This is a genomic window from Saccharibacter sp. EH611 (assembly GCF_009834765.1).
Lineage (GTDB): Bacteria > Pseudomonadota > Alphaproteobacteria > Acetobacterales > Acetobacteraceae > Saccharibacter.
Genome location: NZ_WVHP01000001.1, coordinates 324,971 through 337,571 on the forward strand (window position 1 = coordinate 324,971; position 12,601 = coordinate 337,571).

Genomic DNA, 12,601 nt, shown 5'->3' on the forward strand with positions numbered 1-12,601 from the left:
ATGAGGCCCGTTTTTACACCGCCATGACGGAAATGCTTGCAGAAGTTGATTATGTTATAATATATCATAAAATATTATTTAATCCCTTCGCGAGCCACTGCCTTGTCCGTCTACAAGTTTGCTCTTGTCAGTCTGAGCTTGTCTGCAAGCCCGTTTTTCATCTCTCCCGCCCACGCAGCAGATGGAGAGGATACAGCGCTCGCTTCCTCATCTGAGCGTTTACTCGTCACAGGATCCTCTCTTGGCGGGCGCAAAGGGAGCTCTCCTAACCCCGTGCAAACTATTACAGCACGAGACATTCAAAAAACCTCCGCAACCTCACTTGGGGATTATCTTTCTCGCCTTCCGTCCATTGGTTCTTCTGGCACAACGAACAGCACCACCAATAGCGGGAAGGGAACCGTCTGCACAGATCTACGTAATCTTGGTTCACAACGCGTTTTAGTTCTGATTGACGGGAAACGCACAACACTGAATGCCGGATCAGAATGTGTGGATCTCAACAGCATTCCACTGCAACAAATTGAGCGTGTCGAACTCCTCAAAGATGGCGGATCCAGCCTTTACGGGGCTGATGCTGTAGCAGGGGTGATTAACATTCATCTCAAACATGACCTCACCACAGGCGGAATCACCCTCAAGGGCGGTCTTAGCCAAGAAGGCGACCAACGGGCAGGGCAAATCGCTGCCTATAAAGGTTTTAGCCTTGACCAAGGACGCGGCAATATCACGCTCTTTGGGCAATATGACACAACAGGGCCGATCTATTCTCGCAATCGCGACTGGGCTGCCCTTCCCCAAAACGATAATCCCGCTCAAAGAGCACCAAGTTTCGGCTCATCCATCATCCCATCAGGGGTAGCGTTTGAACCAGGGACGCGAAAACGGCTTGTCCCTAATAGCGATGGTACATTCAGAGCCTATAATACCTCGCGTGATGCGTATAATTTTGGACGGAACTCCACCATTGCCAACGCGCATCAAAATGCAGCGCTCTCCCTTGATGCGCACGAAACATTCTCACGCTTGATCACCCTCTATGGAACAACACGCTTTAGCCGCACCGTTGCCTCGCGCGATATGTCACCAGCCCCCGTGCAAGGAAGCGTGCCTCCCTCAACGCTGCCCTCTTCGTGGGTTCTCCCAGCTGGGAGCCCCTATAATCCGTGGGGACAAGAGGCCAGCATCACCAAACGCATGGCGGAGCTCGGGCCGCGCCGCCAATCTATTTCAACCAACACACTCACGCTTCTAGGTGGTCTGCACGGGACGCTTGGCGCGCATTGGGACTATGACCTCTCTATGACCTATGGACGAAGCCGCCTCGCCGCGCGCACCGCCAATATGGTCAATTACCGCCACCTTCTGGACAGCACGGGCACACAAGCGCTTGATCCTACATCACCCAGCAGTGCTGTTCAGTATAATCCTAACCTCTGCTCCAACGCTGCTGGATGCGTTTTACAAAACCCTTTTGCGCCCTATCAGAGAAAAGCGGCGGATTACATCCGCTTTACGCAAAAAGACCATGCTCTTTACCAAATGCGTGACGTTAATTTTCGCCTCCGCAACCCTCATCTTGTCAGCCTCCCCACCCGTTATGGTGGGCCCATTGGCCTTTCTTTGGGGATGGAACACCGCGGAGAACAGCTAAGTTACGCACCCGATGATGTCGTTGCCCGTGGTGACTCCGCTGGCACAACAGGGGCCTATACGGGTGGAGGCTTCACCGTAAGCGAGGGCTACGCAGAAACCCGCCTCCCTTTATTGCAAAAGGCCCCCTTCGCGCATGATCTGAGCCTCAATCTACAAGGACGCCTCTCAGCCTATAACCGCTTCGGCCTGACCAAAAACTGGAAAATCGGTGCGCATTGGGCTCCCACACGCGATATTGCGTTCCGCACAACATGGGGAACGTCTTACCGGCAGCCTGATCTTTACAGTCTCTATAGTGGGCGCACCCTAGGATACCCTTCCGCCTCCGACCCCTGCACCCGCGCTTCAAGCTACGGCGCAGCGGCTCATAATGTCACTGCGCGCTGTCGAAGAGAGCAGATTGATCCCAATAATTTTAGCTCTGCTTTTGTCGGGCAACTTCCGACGCTTTCTGGTGGGAATGAGGCTCTACGCCCTGAAAACGGACGTGCTTTTACTCTCGGGATGGATCTGACACCGCGCTTTGCTCCGGGTCTGCATCTCTCTGTGGACTATTGGCATTATAGCCTTCGCCATATGATCACGACCCTCGCGACACAAACCCTTCTTGATGGGTGCTATACGGGAAGCAATCCTGAATTTTGCTCACTTATTGCGCCACGTTCAGCCAGTAATCAGCTGACGGCAATCTCCGCCATTCCTCAAAATACAGGGGGGATGAAAACCGATGGTGTGGATATGACTCTGAACTACCATCTCACATTTACCCAGCAAGATGTGCTCTCTTTAAGCGAAAATTTTCAGTATCTTCTAAGCTACCGCCAACGCTACAGCCAAAGCGGTGCATGGCATAATTTCACCGGACGGATGCTGTATCTTAGTGGCAGCGGCATGCCTCGCCACCGTAGCTACACAACAGTAACATGGCGGCATAACCATTTTAGCCTCACCTATCTCGTCAATTACACGGGCTCTCTTCGCTGGAATGACGGCACGCATGATCTCACAGCCGCAACTGCGGGCCGCACGCGTACAGCTGGTATTTTTTTACAGGATATCACCCTGAGCTATCAAAACCGCCAATGGCAGGCAAATGTTGGCATCAATAATCTTTTCAACCGCCGTCCGCCCTTTGTCGCAGACGGAGCCTTTAACACGGCCTCTTCTCTTTATAGCGGATTTATTGCGGGACGATCCGTCTTTGCACAGGCAGGCGTTACTTTTTAGGCGCCCAGCCCTTGCACACACAACACTGTCAGAACGCTCGCCCTCAATACACCACACCGCCGGAAGGCTCTGGCCCCTCCCGACGGTGTAGCGTTATATGCGGATGACTGTGTGATAATGATTATCATTATCAAAACAACAATGGCGGGCCTTTACCAAAAAAGCAAATCTTTTCTACCCCCACTTTACTCAGGCTGAACAAGCGCCTGACCGGGACGACCATCACAACTCATTGAAACATCACCCTTTACCGTGATGCGTCGCAGTAATCGCGGGTGGCTCTCAAAATTGGCAGGAGCATAATGCTGGGTTGCGCGGGTATCCCAAATCGCCACATCACCTTCCTCCCAATGCCACGACACCGTATTATCAATACGAGTCACATAACGTTGAAGCAGTTCTATAAGAACATTTGATTCACGTCTTGAAAACCCATCAAGGCCACTAATAAAATCCCCTAACAGGAGATTGCGTTCTTTTGTTTCAGGGTGAACCTGTACCACAGGGTGCCGGGTAATATAACACGGCAGTTTACCTTCAAACGCCTGCTCTTCAATCTGGGCGTGAGCATCGAGGCGTTTTTCATTACATCCACAATTATTGGAATGAATACCCCACGCGACTTCCGCAAAATGCTTTAATGCTGTCGGAAGATCCTGATAGGCCGTCGCTGTATTCCCCCATACAGTTGCCCCACCTACCGGAGGTATCTCTAATGCACGGAGCACAGACACTTTCGGATAGGCCGGTATAAAAGTAACATCCGTATGGCCGGTATCGGTCGGAGCTTCATAATTCGCCACCGCATCAAAGCGATAGCGCGGCCCATGAGGCGCCTTGATCGTGGGGTGCAAAATCGGCTCCCCAAAAACAGAAGCAAGCTTCTCATGTTGGTCACTATCAAGAAATTGACGTTTGAGAAACAGAACTTTGTAAAGGCGGAGTGCTTCTCGCAAGAACTGACATTGAGTGTCTGTCAATTCTTCCTTCGCGTTAATTCCATGCACAACGACGCCCAAACGGGCACCGATTTTAGTCACATGAAGCCCTGGCGCTTTCAACGTATCAGGCATTGAGACTCCCTTCCTTTCTGCAAGAAAGAGGGGCCCAATCCCAACGTTCATCACGTCCTCATATCAAGGGCACACTCTTTCCTGAGGCCATGCACAGCATCATTTATAGTCGCTGCCTTTTCTACACAGACACCATGAACAGAGAGTGAAGAAAGCTCTTCGCTACATGACTTATCGAGCATGCAACCAATCATGTAGCTGCATGACAGCACGATGACGGTTATCTTCTTGCGCAGCGCTTTGCTCCAAAGCACGTTTTAAAGCCAATTCTGCCCCATGTGTCGGACGAGCTTTAACATCCGCTTCCAGCGCTTCACGCGTCGGCACACCCAGCAGCCAAGAGGCTATATCAGCCAGAAATGTATCTTGTGATTCAGGTGTTAAATGCACACGGATCTCGTCTTTATGCGCCAAAACGCTCTGCCAGACCTGCTCAGGATGAGCACTATGACGCGCCATCATCACGAGAACGCGGTTAATACGCCCATTAGGAATCGCTCCGCTATAGGCAAACTGTACAGTTTGCTCAATCAATGATGGATCAGAGACATAAGACAGCGCATTAAAGAGACGTAGCTTCACCTCTGTACTATCGGCATGCTGGATACGCTGAGCCACGCGGTTCCACGTGCTTTGGTCAGCATGACGCATCATCACAGCCGTCACTGGCGCGACCAGCTCAGGCCGCAGAGCATTCGCGTCTGCAAGCCACGCTGTAAAGCGGAGCTTTGCCTCTTTGAGCGTCTGCGGATCATTAAGCAACCCTAACGCTTCAATCACCTGTGGACGAAGTAAGCTGTCTAAAACGCTTTCACCTTCCTGAGCGTCCCACCCCAAGCGAGCAAGCTGCGGTTGCAACACAGGACGCACCCGCTGTTGAAAAGCCTCTTGATCTGCTTGCCCCTGCTCATAACCATTCAGCACCGTGAAGCGAGATAGAACTTCCTCCACCACCGTACTATTGCGTTCTTGAGCACCAACAAGGCGGATCACTCCATTGAGATACTGCGAAAGCGGAGCCCTCCCAGCTTCAAACAAGGCGTAACGATCGCCTAATAAAGTAGCACGTTCCACAGCGGGCAAGGCTGCAGCATGGTCTTCCAACAAGACGAGGGAGGCAGCATCATAATTAACGCGGTAATACCCGCTCTCACCCCAGTTAAAAGCCAAAGGCGTTTGGCAAGAAGCCCCCATCACCGTTACAGGGCGCGTTCCCACCACCAGCTTTTGTACAGCTTGATTCGGCCCGCCCACAACGACGGGAATACTCCATATAGAGGCGCTCGCTTTTGGATCATGAACAACGAAGCGCCGCTGAGACAGCGTATAAGAAGCCTTCCCCCCGACACAACGCAGAGCAACATTAAGTTGAGGAAAACCTTTTTGCTCTGTGAAGCTTTTCGCAACACGAGAAACATCTTGCCCGGAAACTTGCGACAGAGCATTCCATAAATCTTGGCTTGTCGCGTTAGAATAGGCATGGGCCTGCATATAATGACGCATCCCATCACGGAATGTGTCCTCACCAAGCCACCCCTCCAACATACGAATCACCAGCTCTCCCTTGCCGTAGCTGATCGCATCAAAGACGGATTCCGCTTCAGCGACATTATGGATCACTTGTTGAATGGGGTGTGTGCTGGGCAGAGCATCACGGGCCATCGTTGCTTCTCGCGTTTGGTGCTGCCGTGTCCAGAAATCCCAATCCGTGTTAAAGGCCGCCGTGGCTTTCACCTCCATCCAGCTTGCAAAGCCTTCATTGAGCCACAAATCATTCCACCAGCCCATCGTCACAAGATCACCTGACCATTGATGGGCCATCTCATGGGCAACAACTTCGTAAATCAGCTCCTTAGTCGATAACGTACTGCTTGTGGGGTCAAAGAGCAGATCATTATCAATGTAGGTCAGGGCCCCCCAATTCTCCATTGCACCTGCCTGATAATTCCCAGGAACGGCAATCATATCCATCTTGGGAAGCGGATAAGATGTCCCAAAATAGCTATTATAGTAAGGCAGCAACGACTGGGCCGCTTGCAGAGCATAACGCCCCTGCTCTTGTTTGCCCTTAGGGGTATAAACCCCAATATCTGTCGCACCAGACCGCGCTTGCAAAGAGCCCATGTCACCAGCAATGAAAGCAAGGAGATAACTCGACATCTTCGGTGTTGTCTGAAAGGTCAGTGTTTTCCAACCTGCACCAACGCGACGTGTCTTCTCAACAGGCATGTTGCTCACCCCCACATAATGGGCAGGCAACGTCACCTTCAGCCTAAAGGTCGCTTTAAAAGCAGGTTCATCCCAGACAGGGAACATCCGCCGCGCATCCGCCACCTCAAATTGAGTGACCAGCATCCGATGCGTTTGGCCATCTTCCCCACGATAATCATTGCTATAAAGTCCGTTGGGGGTCGTTAAAATCGCCCCATCATAATCAAGCATTATACGGTGCTGCCCCGCTTTAAGCACGCGGCGCATAAAGAGCGTAACTGTTTGTTTCTTCTCATCATGAACAATCGCCCGCACCGCATAATCATCAATGGCGGCACGCGTGACATGCAACCCGGCTTGATTTAATGTCACGCTCCGCGTTGGCGCAACGACCGCAACGGTAATCGCTTCATGCCCTTTTAATATAAGAGAATCTGGATCAAGATTCACATTGAGCGCATAAGCAGATGGGATCGTATTCTTTGAAAGCTGCCCCGGCGTCGCTTTAAATGAAAAAGGCGCTTCAGCCCAAGCCGGCGTAAAGCATAACGCCCCAAGCAAAGCTGTTGCCGCGTAATAATGTCTTTTAGTCATATAGCGTTATCCTAATCTCGCAACGTTCCAACAGCGGGAGGCAACAACCTGATATAATGACCGTGCGCACAATCATAAATCCTAGGCTTATCGGAAGGTAAACGCTTTTTAGCGCACAACACAATCATCATCCCTCTCTTTCCTTACCTGAGGATGACAAAAAGTTAGTGTCTTTATCGTAGAAAATTTTATGAATTCGTATACCCTCTGGCAAACGCTTTCCGTTTTGAAACGTTCCCACCAGCTCAAGGACCTATTGCCTGTATGACCTCGCTCACTCGCGTTGCTTCGGTTGCTCTTTTAACGTCCAGTTTAGCTGGTCCGGTTTACGCTGCGAACGTCTCAGCCCCAACGGTCCCGCAAACTCCCCCAACCTCTGCATCCACAACACAGCAGACAGCTCCTGCAGCCTCCCCCTCGCATGCAGAACATGCAGCGATGTCAAAGACTACATCTTCCGTTTCCACGCAGAATTCTCCCCTTGCCACAGATAAAAATGTGCATACGGAAAGCACGCCAACTGCTGAACAAGCATCTGCACCTCAGCAGAAGACACCCGCCTCCACACAGAGCGCACTAACCGCAGACAAAAACGCACATACAGAAAACACGCAAAACACGGCTCAAACGCCAACAGCTCAGCAACAGGCCCCCACCTCCACACAAGACACTACCACAGACAAAAATGCCCACGCGAGCAGCTCTTCCTCTTCAGAGGAGAGCGCTCAGGGCTCCCATACCGCAGCAGCGGCTGCTGCTAGCAGCCAAAATACGCCATCCCCCCAAGCACCGCCTGTTGTAGATACGCAGAGTTTTACAGATGCGGGAATCCCTTCCAATGATGAGAAAAGCTGGGTTGGGATCGGTGTTAGAGACGGACATACAGCCGCTTCCCTCAACCATATCTTTGAACAAACAGTCTCAAACCCTCATCATAAAGAGACGGATAACCCCGAATTTTTTAACAATATCCACCCCATTGTAGATGCGTTAAATGATCATAAATTCACTCTTGGAGATTTAAGCACGCTGATCGCCGAACATCACCATCAAGAGGAAGAAGGCAAAGCCGAAGAGCTAGGCCCTGATTTGACAAATATTATCATTGATAGTGCAGCCAAAATTCATCATGGAGCATCAGCTCAAGAAACGGTCAGTGAAATCACCGCTCAACAGCACGCTATTGATGAGGCTGAAAAGAAAGAGCAAAATGATTGATCAAAACGTTTGAGACAAAAAGCATGCCTATACCCATTAGTTATTCAAGCGGAATATTTCATTTCCAAATAGATAAGGAGCGGAAAGGTAGAGCTCTTCGTATGCTCTACCTTTCCAATACACTCACGGAATGTGTTTCAGAGCCACATCAATCGGCGTATCACCTTCGACTAACTCAATAATCCGGTGAGAAAGCGTCGCTTTATCAACCACCGCAACAATAAAGTCCGCGACATCATCACGTCGAATGCTTCCATTAGGGACAGACAATCCCGCACGAACACGCCCCACACCGGGCTCATCTGTTAGTGCGACAGGACGAAGGATCACCCAATTTAATGGGCTCTCTGCCAGATAGGTATCAGCCTCCTTTTTAACATGCATATAATGCTCAAAAACCTGCGCATACAGTTCTTCACGCCAGGATTTCGGATAGGCTGAAACCAGTATAAACCGTTTTACATCTACCTTCTGAGCTGCTTGTACAGCTTTTTCTAGTCCATCCTTGTCGATGGCTGTTGTGAGCTCAATACTTGCTCCCCCCGCACCTGCTGAGAAGACAATTTCGTCACTTCCCTTCATTTTCTGAGCGAGCTCTTCAACGGACAATTCTGTCAAAGACCCAAACACGGGAGTTGCCCCGAGCTTCTTCAGATCTTCCTCTTGCTCAGGGCGACGGTAAAGTGCCGTAACATGGTGCCCCGCCTTAATAAGCCGAGGGACAAGGCGACGCCCAACTTTCCCTGCCGCACCAATCACAAAAATACCGGATGCCATCGTCATCTCCATCTTACTATCTCCGTAGCGCTAGAGGTAAGAATCCTTGTCCGTTTGATCAACCATAGGACAGTCAACGGCTCTGCACAGGAGACCATCTCTTAACTCATAGCCTTATTCTTGCCCGATAGTTTGTTGTGACGTAGAAACATTTTGACAAAGCTTGTTCGGTTTAGTGCAAGTCATCTTTATAGGTTTCTTCAGGAGCACATTGTGTTTTTCCGTACCTCCCCTTCTCTCCGCTCATCCTCTCGTCGAGCTTTTCTTGTAGCCTGCACAGCTTTTGGTGGCCTCCTTCCTCTGGCGAGCACCCCTGTTCATGCGGAAGGACTTGACCGAGTGTACCAAGTGAAAGCGATGGTAACACCGACACCACTCGTTACAAAAACCCCCGTATCTGCTACCTCCCTACAGACACAAGTCGCCCCTAATAATCGGAAAAATATGACCCATATTGGTGTCGATCAGGGCGATAATACCTATAAGATCAATGCTTACACGCTCCGTGTCCGTCTAAAACCCAATAAAAATCAGAGTAACGATAACGGAACACTCACTTATTCTCTTTCCGCTGCGATTGAGCATACCATTGGTTCGCACACGTCAAGTATTCTCCCTCATACACGCGGCACAATTCCTCTTCATAATGGCAACGGCCAAGTGACGTTACCCCCCAATAAATATTTCTCAGGGACAATCTCCATTAACGCTATTGCCGCTGGCTTTTAAGAGAGTTCCTACAAAAAGGCCCTCCAAATGGAGGGCCTTTTTTATACATCCTCAATCACACTTTTTAGTGCATAAGCGTATTAACACGAGCAACAGCGTCACTCAGTCCCTTCGTTGAGAAAGGCAAAACAATATCTTGCCCCGTCAGCGCCGTCAGTTTCACAGTTGCTTTCTTAGCATTTTGAAGCTTACTAAACTGTGACTCATTAAAGGACACTGGAGCAAGACAACCATCAGCCACACATGCTGTGAAACCCATCGGCTCTCCAACTTTCTGCCCGTCAGACTGAAGCGTTACCCCTTTAGCAAGAGCAACCCCCAAAGGAGCCACGATAATACCGGTTGTCCGACCATTCTCTGGCATCAGCTGCACACTAAGAATACGCTGATGATTCTGGTTATTAAAAGCCTGCTGAACAGCCGCACAACGTGCGCCTGCTGACCCTTGCTGGCACATGACCTGCCAATCCTGATAGGTCTCGTTCAGCGAAGACGCACCCCCCGGCAATTTATGAACTGAAGGCTTTTTGCCACCCTGTGCCAGAGCTGTCGGAGCATTCGCCGCCAAGACGCAAGCCACTCCTGCAATCATTGCCGCTTTCAAAGTCCGGATCATCACATATCTCCTTAGTATCAATCAGAATTGGACGTTAATGTTCGCACGCGCACCGCTATCGACCGACTGGTTCCCATATTGCCCAATGTAAGACACATCGACGTTGATCCGATCGGTCAAACGAGCAGTGATGCCCGTATCAACAACAGCTGAATCCTTTGACAGAGGAACACCAGCAATATTCATGGTGGAGCTACTCGACGATGCAAACAGCTCACGTGCAGTCGGGGTTGTAACGCCATAAGCACGGCGATACGCGACTGTAGCATGCGGGGTTAGCTGCGTCTTGCCAATCATGAATGACGATGACGCCCGCACACCAAATGTCGAGAACGTCACCCCCGTATCCATGGAACGTCCACGCAAGGCCGCGTCTCCCCCGTGCTCGTGATAACTATCTGTGTTCTGATTAACATACGCAACGTTAGCAAAAGGTTCAATAATGGTTCGGTTAAGATGAATTTTATATCCTACCTCACCAAAAGCTTGAGCCGTTCCGCCTGTATAACCACTTGTCAAACGCGAACTATAGGAAGATCCAACACTAGCCGTCCGACGTGTGCTTAGGAGGTTCCAGGTATAGCTTGCCCCCATTTTGAAGCTAATATTCCCCAAATTACGGCCAGCATATGCCCCAATCGTAATATTATCACTATGACCAGAACCACTACTCCCGCTTTTCTGGTTAAACATGGAATGGCCATACCCAACCATGCCACCTACACGCCACTGGGCCACCACGGGAGCATCCGCCCCCATCACAAACCCGGCTGCAGAATGATGAAGAGAGGTGGCATTTCCGTCTCCAGAATTGCTTCCCAAACTCCCGTAGGACTCACCCCACAGCACAGGACGATCAGACAAGCATTGGTGCGTTTTTTGGCCTGTCCGTAAATCAGCCGTGCCAATGCCATTCCCACTGCTTCCATCACAATCAGCACTATCGAGACGGTCTAACGCAGCTTGACGGATATAATAACTATCTTGAATTAAGGCTGTGCGCGCAGAAGCATGAAGCTCACCAGATAGTGAATTCGTCGCCTGCCGTGCGTCACGCTCATTCAACGACAACATGGCCTGAACCACATTTTTCTCTACGGAAACATGATCCAGAGCCGTTCCGGTAGCACGCTCGTTCCGTGTCCCTCCAATATCACCAAAGGCGAGGCTATTGCGTTCTAGAAGCAGGGTAAGGTCTTTATTATCATCTGAATGAATAAATTCTGGCTTCACGAAGGCCGAAAGAGCATTCAACCCACTGATACCACTAAACGACCCATTAACCCCATTCGTTGACGTAACCAGAGTAAAGGCTTCACCTGGTTTAATCGTTCCACCTCTTGGCAGGCTCAGCTCAACATTATTGCCAATCTGCGCAGACCCCGTGACATGGATCTGGTCACTTGGCAGCACTTGATACAGTCTTTTCTGGAACGTGAGTGTCGACAGCCCATCATTCAATTCTGCTGCAGAAAGAGAAGAACTCCCTTTCACGTCAATTGAAAGAGTGGAACCATCATTCATGACCAGCGCATTATTCTGGCCATTTCCCATAGAGAATGTCCCGATCTGCCCATCACCAGCGGGCGCAAAGGTAGAACCACGTTCCATCGTAACGCTCTTGGCCATCCCAGTCCCAGACAAAGTGCCTGCATTAACCTGAACATCAGAACCAGACAGTGCGCCTTCGACATCCAATCCACCGCGCTGAACTATCGTCGGACCGCTATAGCTGCTCATGCCATTAAGCTGAGTGACGCCATCGCCATCTTGAATAAGCGACCCAGAGCCTGTGATCGTTTGATTGAAAACCGCACGATTGCTTCTATTGATCGTGAGATCACCATCCACATTAATCGTGTTACTCTGCAGAGAGCCCGTGGTCGTATTGTTCCCCAACACCAACTGCGCGCCTTTGGCGATCTGCGTTGCTCCGCGATAAGTACTATCACCTGTCAGAATTTCCCGACCACCCGTCAGGTTAAACGAGCCATCACCAGATATCACACCGGAATACACATTCCCAAATGGCGCATTCGCATTGGACAATTGCAGAGTTTTCGACCCCAGAGCAACGCTCCCATTTCCATCAAGAGCCTGAACCGCTGTCGTACCTGTGCCAAGCCCTGAAATGTCAAAGCTCCCATCGCTGGCCACATGCACACCAGCAGACTTTTGGATTGACCCATTCTGGGCAAGCGCTAGGGTACCGCGCGCTACAGTGGTCGCGCCTGTATAATCATTCCCACCTGAGAACGTTTGTTTTCCCCCGTCAATCTGCACAGTCCCTGCGCCTGACAGGTCTCCGCCGAACGTATCATGGCCATTCGTGACAGAAAGCTGACCGTTAAGCACGCCTTGGCCATTCCCCGCTAAGGATCCAACAGCCACATTATTATTCGTGACTGTGAAGGTACCATTCTGTGCAGACAATGTCCCGGCAACCGTATTCCCATCCAAGGTGAGATGACCGCTATTGGACACATCCCCCGTAACAGTA

At 50.6% G+C, this 12,601-nt stretch carries 8 protein-coding genes; 3 read left to right on the forward strand and 5 right to left on the reverse strand.

Annotated elements, in window-relative coordinates; genetic code table 11:
- The first annotated feature begins 102 nt into the window (after positions 1-102).
- The gene (locus GS535_RS01515) at positions 103-2,883 is read left to right on the forward strand and encodes a TonB-dependent receptor domain-containing protein (protein ID WP_160791469.1); all 2,781 of its coding nucleotides are present in this window, start codon (positions 103-105) and stop codon (positions 2,881-2,883) included.
- Between the two features lie 185 nt (positions 2,884-3,068).
- Here the strand turns inward: GS535_RS01515 and GS535_RS01520 are convergent, their stop codons facing one another.
- The gene (locus GS535_RS01520; protein WP_160791468.1) at positions 3,069-3,956 is read right to left on the reverse strand and encodes a TauD/TfdA family dioxygenase; all 888 of its coding nucleotides are present in this window, start codon (positions 3,954-3,956) and stop codon (positions 3,069-3,071) included.
- 171 nt (positions 3,957-4,127) lie between these two features.
- Positions 4,128-6,761, reverse strand: coding sequence for a M1 family metallopeptidase (locus GS535_RS01525; protein WP_160791467.1), 2,634 nt, complete (start codon positions 6,759-6,761; stop codon positions 4,128-4,130).
- Between the two features lie 264 nt (positions 6,762-7,025).
- On the opposite strand from GS535_RS01525, the gene GS535_RS01530 reads away from it, so the two are divergent.
- Positions 7,026-7,979: a hypothetical protein gene (locus GS535_RS01530; protein WP_160791466.1), complete on the forward strand. Its 954-nt coding sequence runs from the start codon at positions 7,026-7,028 to the stop codon at positions 7,977-7,979.
- 123 nt (positions 7,980-8,102) lie between these two features.
- On the opposite strand, the gene GS535_RS01535 is transcribed toward GS535_RS01530, so the two are convergent.
- The gene (locus GS535_RS01535; RefSeq protein WP_160791465.1) at positions 8,103-8,756 is read right to left on the reverse strand and encodes an SDR family oxidoreductase; all 654 of its coding nucleotides are present in this window, start codon (positions 8,754-8,756) and stop codon (positions 8,103-8,105) included.
- Positions 8,757-8,969: 213 nt separating this feature from the next.
- Between GS535_RS01535 and GS535_RS01540 the strand changes: the two genes are divergently transcribed.
- Positions 8,970-9,485 carry a hypothetical protein gene (locus GS535_RS01540; RefSeq protein ID WP_160791464.1) on the forward strand — a complete coding sequence of 172 codons (516 nt, stop codon included), beginning with the start codon at positions 8,970-8,972 and terminating at the stop codon, positions 9,483-9,485.
- 64 nt (positions 9,486-9,549) lie between these two features.
- On the opposite strand, the gene GS535_RS01545 is transcribed toward GS535_RS01540, so the two are convergent.
- Both GS535_RS01545 and GS535_RS01550 read right to left on the reverse strand, forming a co-directional pair.
- Positions 9,550-10,101 (reverse strand): invasion associated locus B family protein, encoded by a 552-nt coding sequence (locus GS535_RS01545; protein WP_160791463.1) that lies wholly within the window; start codon positions 10,099-10,101, stop codon positions 9,550-9,552.
- 21 nt (positions 10,102-10,122) lie between these two features.
- Positions 10,123-12,601, reverse strand: a 2,479-nt coding sequence (locus GS535_RS01550; RefSeq protein ID WP_160799097.1) for an autotransporter domain-containing protein, incomplete at its 5' end; no start/stop codon positions are given.

Bases quoted from the DNA above. Each gene is read 5' to 3' on its own strand.
- GS535_RS01520 (WP_160791468.1), bottom strand. From the start codon at position 3,956: ATGCCTGATACGTTGAAAGCGCCAGGGCTTCATGTGACTAAAATCGGT.
- GS535_RS01525 (WP_160791467.1), bottom strand. From the start codon at position 6,761: ATGACTAAAAGACATTATTACGCGGCAACAGCTTTGCTTGGGGCGTTA.
- GS535_RS01530 (WP_160791466.1), top strand. From the start codon at position 7,026: ATGACCTCGCTCACTCGCGTTGCTTCGGTTGCTCTTTTAACGTCCAGT.
- GS535_RS01535 (WP_160791465.1), bottom strand. From the start codon at position 8,756: ATGGCATCCGGTATTTTTGTGATTGGTGCGGCAGGGAAAGTTGGGCGT.
- GS535_RS01545 (WP_160791463.1), bottom strand. From the start codon at position 10,101: ATGATCCGGACTTTGAAAGCGGCAATGATTGCAGGAGTGGCTTGCGTC.